Origin of the sequence: Streptomyces sp. SudanB52_2052 (assembly GCF_964272415.1) — a bacterium.
Taxonomy (GTDB): domain Bacteria; phylum Actinomycetota; class Actinomycetes; order Streptomycetales; family Streptomycetaceae; genus Streptomyces; species Streptomyces olindensis.
The window spans coordinates 6,175,018-6,190,406 of sequence record NZ_OZ186796.1; the positions used below are offsets into that span (position 1 = coordinate 6,175,018).

19 protein-coding genes are annotated in these 15,389 nt (G+C 71.3%); 12 read left to right on the top strand and 7 right to left on the bottom strand.

Annotated features, from left to right (window positions below; genetic code table 11):
* Window positions 1-190: 190 nt before the first annotated feature.
* The 3 genes from ACSUPV_RS27600 (at window position 191) to ACSUPV_RS27610 (ending at window position 2,661) form a co-directional block, all read left to right on the top strand.
* Window positions 191-934, top strand: a complete 744-nt coding sequence (locus ACSUPV_RS27600) for a FadR/GntR family transcriptional regulator (protein WP_031111675.1) — start codon at window positions 191-193, stop codon at window positions 932-934.
* A 33-nt stretch (window positions 935-967) separates the two neighbouring features.
* The gene (locus ACSUPV_RS27605) at window positions 968-1,414 is read left to right on the top strand and encodes a protein-tyrosine phosphatase family protein (RefSeq protein ID WP_037768312.1); all 447 of its coding nucleotides are present in this window, start codon (window positions 968-970) and stop codon (window positions 1,412-1,414) included.
* Window positions 1,415-1,509: 95 nt separating this feature from the next.
* Window positions 1,510-2,661 carry an abortive phage infection protein gene (locus ACSUPV_RS27610; protein ID WP_359784560.1) on the top strand — a complete coding sequence of 384 codons (1,152 nt, stop codon included), beginning with the start codon at window positions 1,510-1,512 and terminating at the stop codon, window positions 2,659-2,661.
* A gap of 2 nt (window positions 2,662-2,663) precedes the next feature.
* Here ACSUPV_RS27610 and ACSUPV_RS27615 read toward each other — a convergent pair whose 3' ends face one another.
* From ACSUPV_RS27615 to ACSUPV_RS27625, 3 genes are all read right to left on the bottom strand, one after another.
* Window positions 2,664-4,154, bottom strand: a complete 1,491-nt coding sequence (locus ACSUPV_RS27615; RefSeq protein ID WP_436948766.1) for an alpha/beta hydrolase — start codon at window positions 4,152-4,154, stop codon at window positions 2,664-2,666.
* A 72-nt stretch (window positions 4,155-4,226) separates the two neighbouring features.
* The gene (locus ACSUPV_RS27620) at window positions 4,227-4,655 is read right to left on the bottom strand and encodes a cupin domain-containing protein (protein ID WP_436949948.1); all 429 of its coding nucleotides are present in this window, start codon (window positions 4,653-4,655) and stop codon (window positions 4,227-4,229) included.
* Between the two features lie 20 nt (window positions 4,656-4,675).
* A complete protein-coding gene (locus tag ACSUPV_RS27625; protein WP_031111680.1) occupies window positions 4,676-5,110 on the bottom strand; it encodes a GNAT family N-acetyltransferase in 435 nt (144 codons plus the stop codon).
* Window positions 5,111-5,370: 260 nt separating this feature from the next.
* On the opposite strand from ACSUPV_RS27625, the gene ACSUPV_RS27630 reads away from it, so the two are divergent.
* The 4 genes from ACSUPV_RS27630 to ACSUPV_RS27645 are packed head-to-tail and all read left to right on the top strand — an operon-like array spanning window position 5,371 to window position 7,461.
* On the top strand, window positions 5,371-5,577 hold the full coding sequence (locus ACSUPV_RS27630) for a hypothetical protein (RefSeq protein WP_436948767.1): 207 nt from the start codon (window positions 5,371-5,373) through the stop codon (window positions 5,575-5,577).
* Window positions 5,574-5,789, top strand: coding sequence for a hypothetical protein (locus ACSUPV_RS27635; RefSeq protein ID WP_031111682.1), 216 nt, complete (start codon window positions 5,574-5,576; stop codon window positions 5,787-5,789). The genes ACSUPV_RS27630 and ACSUPV_RS27635 overlap by 4 nt, the downstream gene beginning before the upstream one ends.
* Before the next feature lie 46 nt (window positions 5,790-5,835).
* The gene (gene recO / locus ACSUPV_RS27640; protein ID WP_020273157.1) at window positions 5,836-6,582 is read left to right on the top strand and encodes a DNA repair protein RecO; all 747 of its coding nucleotides are present in this window, start codon (window positions 5,836-5,838) and stop codon (window positions 6,580-6,582) included.
* 45 nt (window positions 6,583-6,627) lie between these two features.
* The gene (locus ACSUPV_RS27645; RefSeq protein WP_037768138.1) at window positions 6,628-7,461 is read left to right on the top strand and encodes an isoprenyl transferase; all 834 of its coding nucleotides are present in this window, start codon (window positions 6,628-6,630) and stop codon (window positions 7,459-7,461) included.
* A gap of 34 nt (window positions 7,462-7,495) precedes the next feature.
* Here ACSUPV_RS27645 and ACSUPV_RS27650 read toward each other — a convergent pair whose 3' ends face one another.
* The 4 genes from ACSUPV_RS27650 to ACSUPV_RS27665 are packed head-to-tail and all read right to left on the bottom strand — an operon-like array spanning window position 7,496 to window position 10,653.
* Entirely contained in the window at window positions 7,496-7,912 is a 417-nt protein-coding gene (locus ACSUPV_RS27650) for a Fur family transcriptional regulator (protein ID WP_031111687.1), read from the bottom strand.
* 58 nt (window positions 7,913-7,970) lie between these two features.
* A complete protein-coding gene (locus ACSUPV_RS27655; protein ID WP_436948768.1) occupies window positions 7,971-8,873 on the bottom strand; it encodes a metal ABC transporter permease in 903 nt (300 codons plus the stop codon).
* Window positions 8,873-9,640: a metal ABC transporter ATP-binding protein gene (locus tag ACSUPV_RS27660; protein WP_037768310.1), complete on the bottom strand. Its 768-nt coding sequence runs from the start codon at window positions 9,638-9,640 to the stop codon at window positions 8,873-8,875. Before ACSUPV_RS27660 ends, ACSUPV_RS27655 begins: the two co-directional genes overlap by 1 nt.
* 20 nt (window positions 9,641-9,660) lie before the next feature.
* Window positions 9,661-10,653: a metal ABC transporter substrate-binding protein gene (locus tag ACSUPV_RS27665; protein ID WP_037768136.1), complete on the bottom strand. Its 993-nt coding sequence runs from the start codon at window positions 10,651-10,653 to the stop codon at window positions 9,661-9,663.
* Between the two features lie 170 nt (window positions 10,654-10,823).
* Here ACSUPV_RS27665 and ACSUPV_RS27670 point away from each other — a divergent pair, with 170 nt between their 5' ends.
* From ACSUPV_RS27670 to ACSUPV_RS27690, 5 genes are all read left to right on the top strand, one after another.
* The gene (locus ACSUPV_RS27670; RefSeq protein ID WP_031111696.1) at window positions 10,824-12,206 is read left to right on the top strand and encodes a glycine--tRNA ligase; all 1,383 of its coding nucleotides are present in this window, start codon (window positions 10,824-10,826) and stop codon (window positions 12,204-12,206) included.
* Window positions 12,207-12,358: 152 nt separating this feature from the next.
* Complete coding sequence (locus ACSUPV_RS27675; RefSeq protein ID WP_436948769.1) at window positions 12,359-13,087, top strand: DUF2625 family protein; 729 nt, start codon at window positions 12,359-12,361, stop codon at window positions 13,085-13,087.
* Between the two features lie 115 nt (window positions 13,088-13,202).
* Window positions 13,203-13,574 (top strand): SUKH-3 domain-containing protein, encoded by a 372-nt coding sequence (locus ACSUPV_RS27680; RefSeq protein WP_436948770.1) that lies wholly within the window; start codon window positions 13,203-13,205, stop codon window positions 13,572-13,574.
* Window positions 13,575-13,665: 91 nt separating this feature from the next.
* Window positions 13,666-14,283, top strand: a complete 618-nt coding sequence (locus ACSUPV_RS27685; protein ID WP_436948771.1) for a LysE family translocator — start codon at window positions 13,666-13,668, stop codon at window positions 14,281-14,283.
* Window positions 14,284-14,379: 96 nt separating this feature from the next.
* Complete coding sequence (locus tag ACSUPV_RS27690; RefSeq protein WP_436948772.1) at window positions 14,380-15,384, top strand: aldo/keto reductase; 1,005 nt, start codon at window positions 14,380-14,382, stop codon at window positions 15,382-15,384.
* Window positions 15,385-15,389 lie beyond the last annotated feature (5 nt).

Genomic DNA, 15,389 nt, shown 5'->3' on the forward strand with positions numbered 1-15,389 from the left:
GTCCTACGTCCTGCGGTCAGCGCGACCATAGGAGCGCCCGTGGGGGCGGTCAAGGGATCGCACACGAATGGCGTATCTGCCAGAGGTCGGACCAATGGCGCTGTGAATGGGGTGAGTTGACGGCTTATCAGGGGCGGTCCGGTACCGGGTACCGCCAGAGGTGGGACGTGGGACGTCCGGGGCGCGTACGATGCGGCGCATGTCCGAGGAGCCCAGGACCAGCCGGATACAGCGCCAGGTCGTGCAGCTCATCCTCGACCGCAGGCTCACCGCCGGCGCGCCGCTGCCCACCGAGGCAGAGCTGATGGACGCCCTCGGCGTCAGCCGCAACTCCGTCCGCGAGGCCCTCAAGGCCCTCCAGGCCCTCGACATCGTCGAGATCAGACACGGCTACGGCACCTACGTCGGCCGGGCCTCCCTCACCCCGCTCGTCGACGGCCTGACCTTCCGCACCCTGGCCCGGCACGACGACGACACCGCCGCCCTCGCCGAGATCCTCCAGGTCCGCGAGGTGCTGGAGGTGGGGTTGATCCGCCGGGTGGCCGCGACGGTCACCGAGGCGGAACTGGACACGCTGGAGGACGTGGTGGCCCGGATGGAGTCGGCCGCCGGCACCGGCACCGGCGGTGCGGACACCGCGGGCCCGGGCCGCTCCTTCTCCGACCTCGACCGCGAGTTCCACGAGGTCCTGTACGCCTCCCTCGGCAACGACCTCGTGCCGCAGCTCCTCGCCGCCTTCTGGACGGTCTTCCGCCGGGTCTCCGGCGCCCGCGGCCGGCCCGACGAGCCGTCCCCCGAGACGACCGCCCGCCGCCACCGCGACATCGTCAGGGCGCTGCGCGCCCGCGACGCGGAGGGGGCGCAGCGGGCCATGGCCGTCCACTTCCGGGGGATCGAGGCGCGGGCGGCGGAGCAGTCACGGGGAGTGGGCTGATTTCCGCGCCCCGCCCGGCGACCGCGGGGGATGATGACGGGCGTGGGCGAACTGTGGAGTGAGAGCGACGCCGGTGTCCTGCGGCTGCCGTCCGGCCGGGCCGTGCGGGGGCGAGGCCTCCGCCGCCCCCTGGACGCCACCGCGCCCCTACCCTCCTACGGCCTCTACCTGCTCGGCAGGCAGCCGCCCGAGGTGCCCTGGGAGTGGGGCTGGATCCGCTGGCCCGACTTCCGGCTCCCGGCGGACCGGGCGGCCGCCCGCACGGCCCTGCTGGTGGCGTGGGAGCGGGCCGCCGGGGAGCGCGTGGAGATCGCCTGCGGGGGCGGACGGGGGCGCACGGGCACGGCCCTGGCCTGCCTCGCGGTCCTGGACGGCGTCCCCGGCGAGGAGGCGGTGGCGTACGTCCGCCGGCACTACGACCGGCACGCGGTGGAAACGCCCTGGCAGCGGCGGTACGTACGCCGCTTCGCCGAGGGGTGAGCCCCTCCTTCGGCAGGACACCTCATACCTTGGTCGCGCCGCCGTAGACCGACGGCCGACAGCGGACCGGCGCCCGCCTCGCCACAGTGAGAGGCATGGCAGAGACCACGGGGAGCAAGCAGGCGAAGGGCATCAGCCGGGCGCGGTTCCTGGCCGGCGCGGCCGCGGTCGGGGTCGCGGGGGCGGCCGCACCGGTGGGACGGGCCCGGGCGGCGGACGCCCGGCACGGCAGCGGGGGGCTGCGCAGGCGGGGCGTCGTCTACACGGTCGGAGCGGGGGAGACGCCGGGGACCGCGTGGAGCGCTCACCGGATGCGGGCCGATGTGCGGGCCATCCGTGACGACCTGCACGCCGACACCATCGACGTCACGGGGGACGGCGTCGAGCGGCTCACCGCCACCGCCGCCGAAGCCGCCGAACGCGGGCTGCACGTGTGGCTGCAGCCGACCCTCGGGGACGCCCCGCAGCGGGACATCCTGGAGCACCTCGCCGAGACCGGCCGGTTCGCGGAGCGGCTGCGGCGGCAGGGCGCGAGCGTCGACCTCAGCGTCGGCTGCGAGTTCTGGCTGTTCGTCCCCGGCATCCTGCCGGGCGAGACGGTCCTGGAGCGGATCAGGAACCTGCAGAACGGCACGGTCGACTGGCCGCGGACGATGCGCCGGCTCGCCGATTTCACGGCGAAGGCCGCGCGGACCGGCCGCTCCGTCTTCGGGGGCAACCTCAGCTACGCCGCCGCCCAGTCCATCGACGACCCGGACTGGAGCCTCTTCGACATCGTCGGCATCGACTACTACTCCCACTTCGAGAAGCGGTCCGACCACGTCCGCGAGCTGAAGCGGTACCTGCGCTGGGGCAAGCCGCTCGCCATCACCGAGTTCGGCACGTGCGCCTACGTCGGCGCTCCCGAGACCGGCGGCATGGGCTGGGACGTCGTCGACTACGACAAGGAGCCGCCGGAGATCAAGGGCGACCTCGTCCGCAGCGAGCGCGTCCAGGCCGCGTACCTGGGCGAACTGCTGGACGTCTTCACGTCGATGGGCCTGTACGCGGCGATGGTCTTCGAGTTCGTCAGCGCCGACGCCCCGCACCGCCCGGACGAGCCCCGCCTCGACCTCGACATGGCGACGTACGCCATCACGAAGGCCGTCAAGGACCGCCCGGACGACCCCGCCTCCGGCTGGCACTGGGAGCCGAAGGAGGCGTTCCACGCGGTGGCCCGCCGGTACGGGGCGGCGGGCCACCGCTGACGTCACGCGCAGTACAGGTCGGATCCGGGCCGCTTCCCGGTGGCCAGGAAGCGGGAGACGGTCCGGTCGCCGCAGGCGTTGCCGTTGGCGAGGTAGGCGTCGTGGCCGGTGGAGTTGACGGTGACCATGACGGCCCGGTCGCCGAGCGCCCGGCGGAGCTTCAGCGCACCGCTGAGCGGGGTGGCGACATCCCGCTCGTTCTGCACGAGCAGGATGTTGGACGGCCCGCGGTCGGTGACCCGGACGGCCGGCTCCTTGGGCGTGAACGGCCAGGCGGCGCACACCATCGGCCCGCGCGGCATGCCCGCGGTCAGCGGGTGCGTCACCCGGCTCTCGTCGACGTCCCTCTGGTACGCGGCGGCGGACTTGGGCCAGTCGACGTCGTTGCAGATCGTGCCGACGCCGACCGCGGCCGCGTTCTGCAGCACCGACTCGGGCGGGGACTCCGGCGCGGGCGGCACGGTGCCCTTGCGGGCGGCCAGGATCGCCTTCGCCAGGACCGGGTAGTCGTCGGGGTCGTAGAGGTTGGTCAGCATGGTCTGGCGCAGTGCGTTGCCGTCGAGCCGGGGCGGGTTCGCGCCGGGCCAGGGGAGGGGCTCGCGGTCCAGGCGGGCCGCCAGGCTCAGGAAGCCGGAGCGGACCTCGGCGGGCGTTCCGGCCACCCGGTACGGATTGCCGGGCCGGGACGCCCACCGCGCGAACTCGGGGAAGTTGTCCTCGACGCCGGTCTCGAAGGCGGCGAGCCAGCCGCGGGTGACACGGGTGGGGTCCGGGTCGTTGTTGCTGTCCAGCACGATGCGGTCGGTGCGGTGCGGGAACAACTGGCTGTAGACGGCGCCGACGTACGTGCCGTACGAGACGCCCCAGGCGGAGATCTTCCGCTCGCCGAGGGCGGCCCGGACGCGGTCGAGGTCGCGGGCCTCGTTGGCGGTGCTGATGTGCCGGATCAGCTCGCCGCCGTTGCGGGCGCAGGCCTCGGCCGTACGCCGTGCCGTGGCCAGGTTCCCGGCGACGGAACCGTCCGTGCCCGGCCAGGGCAGCCGTTTGGTCATGCTGAGGTCGGCGGGGTCGAGCTCGCAGTCGACAGCGGTGGAGGGCGCCATGCCGCGCGGCGCGAACCCGACGAGGTCGTAGGCGTCCCGCACCTTCTGCGGCAGCTGCTGCCCCTTGCCGGACGGGTCGCGGAGGCTGTGGCCGCCGGGGCCGCCCGGGATGAGTAACAGCGTGCCCCGGCGCGCCGAGGGCTTCTCGGCGGGGATGCGGGAGACGGCGATCTCGATCGTCCGGCCGTCGGGGTCGGAGTGGTCCATGGGGACGTCCACGGTGGCGCACCGCTGTCTGGGGTCGAGGCCGCTGCCCTCGCAGTCGGTCCAGGCGAGCGCGGGAGGCACGGCGGCCGGGGGCTCGTCCGCGGACGCGGTCAGCGGGACCGCGAGCCCGACCAGGACGGCGGAGGCCGCCAGCAGTGAGGCATTGCGCGTGATCTGTTTCATGCCCCGAGCCTGACGGCTCCCCGCCCCGCTCCACATCCGGGCAACTGCCGGATATCTCAGGGGGTTTACCCCCTACTGGATGAAGAAGCTGTCGTGCCGCACCTGGAACTCCCGGAGTTCCTCCCCGCCGCGCCGCGCGAACTCGGCGACCCGCTCGAAGTACTCCTCGCGCGGGGCGCCCGGCGAGAACAGCATCAGCATGGAGACGGGGTCGTCGCTGTCGTTCCGGAACGCGTGCAGCCCGCCGACCGGCACGTACAGGAAATCGCCCTGCCGCCCGGTGACCCAGCGCTCGCCGTCGTACAGCTCGATCTCGCCGGACAGCACGTAGAAGGACTCGGAAATGCTCCGGTGGAAGTGCGTCTTCGCACCCGGCGCCTTCGGCCCCAGGTCCACCTTGTACAGCCCGAACTCCCCTCCCGTGGAGGCGTGGCTCGCGAGGTTGCGGTACGGGGACTTTCCCACGCCGGCTGCCGCCCGGTCATCGGCCGCTGGACGGATCGGGGCAACGGGCCGGGGGCCTAGGGCTTGTCCGCCGGGTGCCTCAGCATGAAGACGTCGACCGGGTCCTGGCTCTCGACCGTGAAGCCGTGGCGGGCGTACAGGCGTTGGGCCGAGCTGCCCCGCAGGACGTTCAGGCGGACGAGTGCGCCGGTGGCGTCCGTCCCGTCCAGCAGGGTGCGCAGGACGGCCGAGCCCAGGCCCCGGCCGTGCAGGCCCGGGGCGAGGTAGAAGTGCTCCAGCCAGTGGCAGTCCTCGGCGGGGCGCAGCGCGACGCTGCCCGCGAAGCCGCCGCCGGCCAGGATGACCGACGTGTGCCGCGGGGAGAAGCCGTCGCGGAAGCGCTGCCTGACCCGGTGCTCGTCGAAACGGCCCAGCCGCTCCAGGTCGGGGCGCATCACCACCGCCCGCAGTTCCGCTATCGGCTCGACGTCGGCCGGTTCCGCCGGACGCATGGACCATTCCGGTTCCGGCAGCCGGTCCGGCCGTGCCTTCTTCGCCGCTATACGCGCATCCACGGCCCGATTGTGGTCCATCGGCTTCCCGCACGACGACCCGGGAAAGAACGCAGGCCAAAGTCCCAGGAACCGTTGGCCATTGCCGAACCCCTGTGTGCCGCGCCGCAGTTGTAGGGGCACAGACCCTTCCCGAGTGTAGACGCGGAGCGTCACCACAGGGATGCGAAGAGTGAAATCCCAAAAGGAAGGGGAGCACGGTGGAGGCACGACACTCGGCGCTCTGCGTCGAAGAAGCGGAGGATGCGGTGAAAGAATTGCGGGCAGAACTCGCCAAGGCCGGAATTATCCTGCCGTCACTCGGGCTCGACCCGGTGAGTCTTGCGCGGAAAGCGCCCTGCCCGCTCGTGGAACTGGGCCGGTGCACCGTGGAGACCACCCGGCTGCTCGCGGCGGTGCTGCGATGAAGCCCCCGGTCGGCGCGTACGTCGTGGACACCCGCAGCGGACGCCTCGGCATCGTCATGGGGCATGAGGGGCCCTATGTGCAGCTGAGGCCGTACGGGGGCGGCAAGGAGTGGGACGCCGACCCCGGCGCCGTCCGGCACGCCACCCCGGCCGAGCGGCTGCGCGCGGCGACCGCGTACGCCAACGCACGCAGTCGGGGGGAGGTACCTTGACCCACCTCGCGGGCCGGGAGGTCGCCGCGTAGGCGAGAATGGCCCCATGAGTCTGTTCCGCGACGACGGCATCGTGCTGCGCACCCAGAAGCTGGGTGAGGCGGACCGGATCATCACGCTGCTCACACGCGGTCACGGCCGGGTACGGGCCGTGGCCCGGGGCGTGCGCCGGACGAAGTCGAAGTTCGGTGCGCGCCTCGAACCCTTCTCCCACGTCGACGTGCAGTTCTTCGCGAAGGGCAGCGAGCTCGTCGGCCGCGGCCTGCCGCTGTGCACGCAGAGCGAGACCATCGCGCCGTACGGCGGCGGCATCGTGAGTGACTACGCGCGGTACACCGCCGGCACCGCCATGCTGGAGACCGCCGAACGGTTCACCGACCACGAGGGGGAGCCGGCCGTGCAGCAGTACCTGCTGCTCGTGGGCGGGCTGCGCACCCTCGCCCGGGGAGAGCACGCGCCGCATCTCGTGCTGGACGCGTTCCTGCTGCGGTCCCTCGCCGTCAACGGATACGCCCCCAGCTTCACCGACTGCGCGAAGTGCGGAATGCCCGGGCCCAACCGCTTCTTCTCGGTCGCCTCGGGCGGTTCCGTCTGCGTGGACTGCCGGGTGCCCGGCAGCGTCGTACCCTCGCCCCAGGCCCTGGAACTCCTCGGCGCCCTGCTTACGGGAGACTGGGAGACCGCGGACGCGTGCGAGGCGCGCTACGTCCGGGAGGGCAGCGGGCTGGTGTCGGCCTATCTGCACTGGCACATGGAGCGCGGGCTGCGCTCGCTGCGCTACGTCGAGAAGTAAGCCAAGCAAGCACGAGACAAGCAAGCACGAGGAGACGAGAAACACATGGCCGTACGCGGGATCCTGGGGCGGCAGCGCCGGGAGTACAGGACGCCGGAGCCGCACCCGTCCGGCGCGCGGCCGCCGAAGCTCCCCGGGGAGCTCGTACCGCAGCATGTGGCGATCGTCATGGACGGCAACGGCCGCTGGGCCAAGGACCGCGGGCTGCCGCGCACCGAGGGGCACAAGGTCGGCGCCGAGCGCGTGCTGGACGTGCTGCAGGGCGCCATCGAGATGGGCGTGGGCGCCATCTCCCTGTACGCCTTCTCCACCGAGAACTGGAAGCGCTCGCCCGAAGAGGTGCGCTTCCTGATGAACTTCAACCGGGACTTCATCCGCAAGACCCGCGACCAGCTCGACGAGCTGGGGGTCCGGGTGCGCTGGGTCGGGCGGATGCCGAAGCTGTGGCGGTCCGTCGCGAAGGAGCTCCAGATCGCCCAGGAGCAGACCAAGGGCAACGACCGGCTGACCCTGTACTTCTGCATGAACTACGGGGGCCGTGCCGAGATCGCGGACGCGGCGCAGGCGCTGGCGGAGGATGTGCGGTCCGGGAAGCTCGACCCGTCGAAGGTCAACGAGAAGACCTTCGCGAAGTACATGTACTACCCGGACATGCCGGACGTGGACCTGTTCCTGCGCCCGAGCGGCGAGCAGCGCACCTCGAACTACCTGATCTGGCAGAGCGCCTACGCCGAGATGGTCTTCCAGGACGTGCTGTGGCCGGACTTCGACCGGCGTGACCTGTGGCGGGCGTGCCTGGAGTTCGCCTCCCGGGACCGGCGCTTCGGCGGGGCCATCCCGAACGAGGAGCTGCTGGCCATGGAGGGCAAGCAGCAGTAGAAGCCTTCGGGGGCGCTGTGCGCCCCCGAACGTGTCAAGCCGTCTTCGCCGCGCAATCCGCGCAGGTGCCGAAGATCTCCACCGTGTGGGCCACGTTCACGAAGCCGTGCTCCGCGGCGATGGCCTCGGCCCACTTCTCCACGGCCGGTCCCTCCACCTCGACGGCCTTGCCGCAGCTGCGGCACACGAGGTGGTGGTGATGGTCGTCGGTGGAGCAGCGGCGGTAGACGGACTCGCCGTCGGCGGTGCGCAGGACATCGACCTCACCGGCGTCGGCGAGGGACTGCAGGGTGCGGTAGACCGTGGTGAGCCCGACCGAGTCGCCCTTGTGCTTGAGCATGTCGTGCAGTTCCTGCGCGCTGCGGAACTCGTCGACCTCCTGCAGGGCCGCCGCCACGGCGGCACGCTGCTTGGTGGCGCGGCCCTTCACGGACGGTCCAGCGGTCGTCACCGTTGCCTCCTCACGTCTGCCTTGCCCGGGCCATTGTGCCAGCCCGGGGTGGGGGCGGTCAGACGCCGACCTCGTCGGTGGCCTCCCGGCTGGCCGGAATTGCACACTCCGCCGGATCCGCGGTGGCGTGCGCGGCGGTCCGGGCCCGGGCGCGGCGGCGGGCCAGCGGGGCTGCGAGCACCGTCAGCACGATGAACGCGCCGATGGTCAGCAGCACGATCGTCGCGCCGGGCGGCACGTCCTGGTAGTACGACGTGACCGTGCCGCCGATCGTCACGCTCACCCCGGTGGCGACGGCGATCGCGAACGTCGCGGCGAAGCTGCGGCCGATCTGCTGGGCGGCCGCGACGGGCACCACCATGAGCGCGCTGACCAGCAGCAGGCCGACCACGCGCATCGCCACCGTGACCGTGACGGCCGCGGTGATCGCCGTCAGCAGGTTCAGGGCGCGCACCGGCAGGCCCGTCACCCGCGCGAACTCCTCGTCCTGGCTGACCGCGAACAACTGCCGGCGCAGGCCGAGCGTGACCAGCACGACGAAGGCGGCCAGGACGCAGATGGCCGTGACGTCCGACTCGGACACCGTCGACAGGGAGCCGAACAGGTACGAGGTGAGGTTGGCGTTGGAGCCCGTCGGCGCGAGGTTGATGAACATCACACCGCCGGCCATGCCGCCGTAGAAGAGCATCGCGAGGGCGATGTCGCCGCGGGTCTTTCCGTACCAGCGGATCAGCTCCATGAGGACGGCGCCGAGGACGGAGACGAGGGTCGCCATCCACACCGGGGACCAGGACAGCAGGAAGCCGAGGCCGACGCCGGTCATCGCGACGTGGCCGATGCCGTCGCCCATCAGGGCCTGGCGGCGCTGCACGAGGTAGATGCCGACCGCGGGGGCGGTGATGCCGACCAGGACGGCGGCGAGCAGCGCCCGCTGCATGAAGGCGTAGTCGAGGAAGTCCATCAGCTCAGCAGTCCCGTGCGGATCGGTTCGGCGCCCGCCGGTGCGTGCGGGTGTACGTGGTCGTGGCCGGGCAGGGCGTGCTGCCCGACGGCCTTCGGGGGCGGCCCGTCGTGGACGACGCAGCCGTCGCGCAGCACGACGGCCCGGTCGATGAGGGGCTCCAGGGGGCCCAGTTCGTGCAGCACGAGCAGGACCGTGGTGCCCTCGGAGACCTGCTCCCGGAGCGTGTGCGCGAGCACCTCCTGGCTGGCGAGGTCGACGCCGGCCATCGGCTCGTCCATGATCAGCAGCTCGGGCCCGGAGACGAGCGCGCGGGCGATGAGGACGCGCTGGTGCTGACCGCCGGAGAGGGCGTCGACCGGGTCCTTGGCCCGGTCCGCCATGCCGACCAGCTCCAGGGCCTTGCGCACGGCCGCGTGGTCCGCCTTGCGCAGCATGCCGAAGCGGGCCCGGGACAGACGGCCGGAGAGCACCACCTCGGTCACCGTCGCGGGCACGCCGGACGCGGCCGTGGTGCGCTGCGGGACGTAGCCCACGCGGTGCCAGTCGCGGAACCGCCGGCGGTCCGTGCCGAACAGCTCGATCTCGCCGGCGCCGGTCTGCACCTGGCCGATGACGCTGCGCACGGCCGTCGACTTGCCGGAGCCGTTCGCGCCGAGCAGCGCGACGACCTCACCGCGGCGCACGGTGAGGTCGATGCCGCGCAGGACGGGGCGCGAGCCCAGGTCGGCGCGGACGCCGCGCAGGGATACGACGGGCTCGTTCATGCCGTCCTCCGAAGGGTGGGTCACTTGGTTCCCAGGGCCGTCTGCAGGGCCTTGAGGTTGGCTCGCATGACCTGGAAGTAGTCGTCGCCGCGGGACTTGTCGGTGATGCCCTCGAGCGGGTCGAGGACATCGGTCTTCAGGCCCGCGTCCTTGGCGAGGGTCTTGGCGGTCTTGTCGGAGACCAGTGTCTCGTAGAAGACGGTGGTGACGCCCTCGGCCTTGGCCTCCTGCTGGAGCTCCCTGACCCGGGCGCCGCTGGGCTCGCTCTCGGGGTCGAGGCCGGAGATGGCCTCCTGGGTGAGGCCGTAGCGCTCGGCGAGGTAGCCGAAGGCGGCGTGGTTGGTGAAGAAGACCTTGGTCTTCGTGTCCTTCAGGCCGTTCTCGAACTCGCCGTTGAGGCCGTTCAGCTTCTCGACCAGGGCCTCGGTGTTCTTCTTGTAGTCGGCCGCGTGGTCCGGGTCGGCCTTCTCGAAGGCCTTGCCGACGCCCTGCGCGATCTCGGCGTACTTCACCGGGTCGAGCCAGACGTGCGGGTCGCGGGCGTGCTCCTCCTCCTCGGAGTGGCCCTCCTCCGCGTGGCTCTCCTCGGCGTGGCCTTCTTCGGCGTGGCCCTCCTCGCCCTCGTGGCTGTGGCCGCCGGTGCCGTGGTCCTCGAGGGTGGTGAGCGTGGCCGCGTCGATCTTCGTCTTGATGCCGGTCTGCCCGACGGCCTCGTCGACGGCGGGCTGGAGGCCCTTGAGGAAGAGCGCCGCGTCGGCCTCTTCCAGCTGTGCCCGCTGCTTGGTGCTGATCTCCAGGTCGTGCGGTTCCTGGCCGGGTTCGGTCAGGCTGGTGACGTTCGCGTGCTCCCCGCCGATCTGCTCGGCGAGGAAGGCCATCGGATAGAACGACGCGACGACGTCGAACTTGTCCGTGTTGCCCGTCGCCGCGCTGTCGCTGGAGCAGGCGGTCAGGGCGCCCAGGCCGAGAGCGGAGGCCAGGGCGGCGGGTATGAGGCGTCGTCGTACGTTCATGACACTCATTTTCAACAAATATGGAAACCGTTGTCAACAAACGTCCTGTGTGAGATCTGGCGGGCGCGCAGGGGGAGCGATTTGATTGAGGGGGCGCCCCCGCCGGTAACCTGAGGCATTCGCTGGAAGCAACTCGCTCCGTCGCCCGTCGTCGTAATGAAGAGAGCACCGTGGCCGCCGACAAGATCGACACCATCGTCAGCCTGAGCAAGCGCCGTGGCTTCGTATTCCCCTGTAGTGAGATCTACGGCGGCCAGCGCGCCGCTTGGGACTACGGCCCCCTGGGTGTCGAGCTCAAGGAGAACCTCAAGCGCCAGTGGTGGCGCTACATGGTGACGTCGCGCGAGGACGTCGTGGGTATCGACTCGTCCGTGATCCTGGCCCCCGAGGTCTGGGTCGCCTCCGGCCACGTCGCCACCTTCACGGACCCGCTGACCGAGTGCACCTCCTGCCACAAGCGGTTCCGCGCGGACCACCTGGAGGAGGCGTACGAGGAGAAGAAGGGCCGCGCCCCGGAGAACGGCCTCGCCGACATCAACTGCCCCAACTGCGGCAACAAGGGCCAGTTCACCGAGCCCAAGCAGTTCTCGGGCCTGCTGTCCACCCACCTCGGCCCGACGCAGGACTCCGGCTCCATCGCCTACCTGCGCCCCGAGACCGCGCAGGGCATCTTCACCAACTTCTCCCAGGTGCAGACCACCTCGCGCCGCAAGCCGCCGTTCGGCATCGCCCAGATGGGCAAGTCCTTCCGCAACGAGATCACGCCCGGCAACTTCATCTTCCGCACCCGCGAGTTCGAGCAGATGGAGATGGAGTTCTTCGTCAAGCCGGGCGAGGACGAGAAGTGGCAGGAGTACTGGATGGAGCAGCGCTGGAACTGGTACACCGGCCTGGGCCTGCGCGAGGAGAACATGCGGTGGTACGAGCACCCGAAGGAGAAGCTCTCCCACTACTCCAAGCGCACCGCCGACATCGAGTACCGCTTCCAGTTCGGCGGCAGTGAGTGGGGCGAGCTGGAGGGCGTGGCCAACCGCACCGACTACGACCTCGGCGCCCACGCCAAGGCCTCCGGCCAGGACCTCAGCTACTTCGACCAGGAGGCCGGCGAGCGCTGGACCCCCTACGTCATCGAGCCCGCGGCCGGTGTCGGCCGCGCGATGCTGGCGTTCCTGCTGGACGCCTACGTCGAGGACGAGGCGCCCAACGCCAAGGGCAAGATGGAGAAGCGCACGGTGCTGCGCCTCGACCAGCGCCTCGCCCCGGTGAAGGTCGCGGTCCTGCCGCTGTCCCGCAACCCGGAGCTGTCCCCGAAGGCCAAGGGCCTCGCCCAGGCGCTGCGCCAGCACTGGAACATCGAGTTCGACGACGCCGGCGCCATCGGCCGCCGCTACCGCCGCCAGGACGAGATCGGCACGCCGTTCTGCGTGACCGTCGACTTCGACACGCTGGAGGACAACGCGGTCACCGTCCGCGAGCGTGACTCCATGAAGCAGGAGCGCGTCTCCCTCGACCAGATCGAGGGCTACCTGGCGGCCCGCCTGGTCGGCTGCTGATCGCTCTCGCGACTGTCACGGTGCCGGTGCCGGGTCCCTCGGGGAGGGGCCCGGCACCGCCGTATGCACGGGACGAGGTTCCCGAGACGGCCGGATGGGTCCGGGACGGACCCGGTGGACCGAGCCGCCGGGGTCGGTGGGACGATGCGCAGATGCGCGAGGTCGACGAGCTGATCAACGTCGATGATCCGGCCTGGCCGCTCCTCCTTCAGGAGCTTTCCGGCGCCGACGTTCCGGTCGAGGTGCTGCCCGGCGATCCCGGGGCGGGCCGCGCGTCCCTGCTGCAACTCCAGGTCTCCGCCCGATCTCATCTGGGCGGCATCGTGCTGAACTGCGGCGGCCTGCTCGTGGACGACGGATGGCTGCGGATCTTCGGGAGTCCGAGGAGCGCCGGGCTCGAAGGCCCGCCCGGCCTGGCGGAGATCAACGCGATGCCCTCGACATTCGATCCCACGTGGCGGCCGGATGCGGGTCTCGTGGTCGCGCACGACGTGCTGGGCGGGGTCTTCGCCCTGAACGGGAGCAGCCCCGGTGAGGCCGGTCGGCCCGGCGATCCGGGGGAGGTCGTCTATTTCGCCCCCGACGCCCTTGGCTGGGAGGCCCTGGGGGCAGGCCACTCGGCCTGGCTGTCCTGGATTCTCTCCGGCGGGCTCCGGGACTTCTACGAGGGCCTGCGGTGGGACGGCTGGCCCCGTGAGGTCTCCGTACTGAACGGCCGGCAGGGGCTGTCGTTCTTCCCGCCGCTGTGGTCGGCCGAAGCCCGCCAGGATCTGTCGGCCACCGGTCGTCGCGCGGTGCCGATGGCGGAACTCCTGGGCCTGAACCGCGATCACTGTCTGCGGTTCGACGGCGCCGACCCGGGGTTCCTCGGAGCCGCATGAACCGGCTGACCAGACCTTCTGGCCCTCAGCCGACGCGGGAAGTGATCGCTTGGCTGGCCTCGAACGGCTGGACCCCTGATCGTGATCTCGGGGACGCGCGGGGGAGCTTGTCGAGGTGCGGGTGCGGGACGCCGAGCGGCAGGGCGTCGCCTTGGCTCCGTCCCCCGCGGCCACTCGTGTCGTCCGCGCCTATGGCCTGCTGCGCCTCGCGCATCCGAAGGCGGCGGAGACCTGGCTGATGAAGCCCACGCTCGGCCACAAAGGCGATGCGGCTCTGATCGAGGAGTTGGCGGCCGGGCTCGGAGTGGGCCTGTTTCCCGTCGGATACGAGGAATCCGAGCGCGGCATCCTCCTGGTGGACGAAACCGGCCGGTGGTTCCATCTCCACCACACCGGTGGATATTTCCTGGGGGTGGACGCATGCGACGCGTTCTCCCGGTTCCTCAGGTGCGTCGATGCTCCGGACGCGGAGGACTGGTTTGTCTGAGCAGGGCCCGGGGCCGCCTCGACGAGTGGTCCTCGAACGTTCCCGTCGATTGGTCCTGTAACCGGGAGCGGGGCGGTATCAGGGTGGCGGTATGAGCATCGCGTTCCTGCTGACGACCCTGGTCGTCGTCGCCACGCCGGGTACCGGCGTCGTCTACACCCTCGCCGCCGCGCTGTCCCGGGGGCGCCGCGCGAGTGTCGTCGCGGCCGTCGGCTGCACGCTCGGGATCGTGCCGCACCTGCTGGCCACGGTCACCGGCGTCGCCGCGCTGCTGCACGCCAGCGCGACCGCCTTCCAGGTGCTGAAGTACGCCGGGGTCGCCTACCTCCTCTACATGGCCTGGGCGACGATCAGGGACAAGGAGGCGCTCGTGGTGGAGGAGCGGGCCCCGTCCGCGCCGGTGCCGGCCCGGACGGTGATCGTGCGGGGTGTGCTGATCAACCTCCTCAACCCGAAGCTGACGATCTTCTTCTTCGCGTTCCTGCCCCAGTTCGTCAACTCCGGGGAGCCGCACGCGCTGCTGCGGATGCTGGGCCTGGGCGGGGTGTTCATGCTGGCGACCTTCGTCGTGTTCGCCGTGTACGGGGTGCTGGCCGCGTCGGTGCGCCGTCACGTGGTGGGCCGGCCGCGGGTGATGGCCTGGCTGCGGCGGGGCTTCGCGGGGTCGTTCGTGGCCCTGGGGGCGAAGCTGGCGGTCACGGCGCGGTAGCCCGGAGGGAGGGAGGCGACACGCATCGACTGACAGGTGTCACATGACAGCTGACAGATATTGAAATCTGTCAGCTGTCATGTGACAGTAGAGGGCATGACGATGCGAACCCGAACCCTCGGAACCACCGGCCCCCAGGTCTCCGCCCTCGGCCTCGGCTGCATGGGCATGTCCGCGCTGTACGGCGAGGCGGACCGGACCGAGTCCATCGCGACGATCCACGCCGCGCTCGAAGCGGGCGTCACCCTGCTCGACACCGGCGACTTCTACGGCATGGGCCACAACGAGATCCTGATCGGCGAGGCCCTGCGCGCGGCCCCCGCCGCCCGGCGTGAAAAGGCCCTGGTCAGCGTGAAGTTCGGCGCCCTGCGCGACCCGGACGGCGGCTGGTCCGGCTACGACGGCCGGCCCGCCGCCGTCAAGAACTTCGCCGCCTACTCCCTCCAACGGCTCGGCGTCGACCACATCGACGTCTACCGCCTCGCCCGCCTCGACCCGGACGTGCCGATCGAGGAGACGGTCGGTGCCATCGCGGAACTGGTCGAGAAGGGACACGTACGGCACATCGGCCTCAGCGAGGTCGGCGCCGAGACGATCCGGCGGGCGGCGGTCACGGCGCCCATCGCCGACCTCCAGATCGAGTACTCCCTCCTCTCGCGCGGCATCGAGGACGAGATCCTGCCCACCACACGTGACCTGGGCATCGGCATCACGGCGTACGGCGTCCTCTCCCGCGGCCTGATCTCCGGGCACTTCACCGCCGACCGGCAGCTCGCCCCGGGCGACTTCCGGGCGATGTCCCCGCGCTTCCAGGGCGACAACCTCCGCCACAACCTCGACCTCGTCGAGGCGCTGCGGAAGATCGCCGGGCAGAAGGGCGTCAGCGTCGCGCAGATCGCCATCGCCTGGGTGCTCAGCCGCGGTGCGGACATCGTGCCGCTGGTCGGCGCCCGCCGCCGCGACCGGCTCACCGAGGCCCTGGGCGCGCTGGACGTGACGCTGGACGCCGCCGACCTGGCCGCGATCGAGGAGGCCGTACCGGCCGGTGCCGCCGCCGGCGCCCGCTACCCGGCGGCGCAGCTGGCGCACGTCGAGCGGTGAACCTG

Coding starts and splice junctions, on each gene's coding strand:
- ACSUPV_RS27600 (WP_031111675.1), top strand. CDS start 191: ATGCGGCGCATGTCCGAGGAGCCCAGGACCAGCCGGATACAGCGCCAG.
- ACSUPV_RS27605 (WP_037768312.1), top strand. CDS start 968: ATGACGGGCGTGGGCGAACTGTGGAGTGAGAGCGACGCCGGTGTCCTG.
- ACSUPV_RS27610 (WP_359784560.1), top strand. CDS start 1,510: ATGGCAGAGACCACGGGGAGCAAGCAGGCGAAGGGCATCAGCCGGGCG.
- ACSUPV_RS27615 (WP_436948766.1), bottom strand. CDS start 4,154: ATGAAACAGATCACGCGCAATGCCTCACTGCTGGCGGCCTCCGCCGTC.
- ACSUPV_RS27625 (WP_031111680.1), bottom strand. CDS start 5,110: ATGCGTCCGGCGGAACCGGCCGACGTCGAGCCGATAGCGGAACTGCGG.
- ACSUPV_RS27635 (WP_031111682.1), top strand. CDS start 5,574: ATGAAGCCCCCGGTCGGCGCGTACGTCGTGGACACCCGCAGCGGACGC.
- recO (WP_020273157.1), top strand. CDS start 5,836: ATGAGTCTGTTCCGCGACGACGGCATCGTGCTGCGCACCCAGAAGCTG.
- ACSUPV_RS27645 (WP_037768138.1), top strand. CDS start 6,628: ATGGCCGTACGCGGGATCCTGGGGCGGCAGCGCCGGGAGTACAGGACG.
- ACSUPV_RS27655 (WP_436948768.1), bottom strand. CDS start 8,873: ATGGACTTCCTCGACTACGCCTTCATGCAGCGGGCGCTGCTCGCCGCC.
- ACSUPV_RS27660 (WP_037768310.1), bottom strand. CDS start 9,640: ATGAACGAGCCCGTCGTATCCCTGCGCGGCGTCCGCGCCGACCTGGGC.
- ACSUPV_RS27665 (WP_037768136.1), bottom strand. CDS start 10,653: ATGAACGTACGACGACGCCTCATACCCGCCGCCCTGGCCTCCGCTCTC.
- ACSUPV_RS27675 (WP_436948769.1), top strand. CDS start 12,359: ATGCGCGAGGTCGACGAGCTGATCAACGTCGATGATCCGGCCTGGCCG.
- ACSUPV_RS27685 (WP_436948771.1), top strand. CDS start 13,666: ATGAGCATCGCGTTCCTGCTGACGACCCTGGTCGTCGTCGCCACGCCG.
- ACSUPV_RS27690 (WP_436948772.1), top strand. CDS start 14,380: ATGACGATGCGAACCCGAACCCTCGGAACCACCGGCCCCCAGGTCTCC.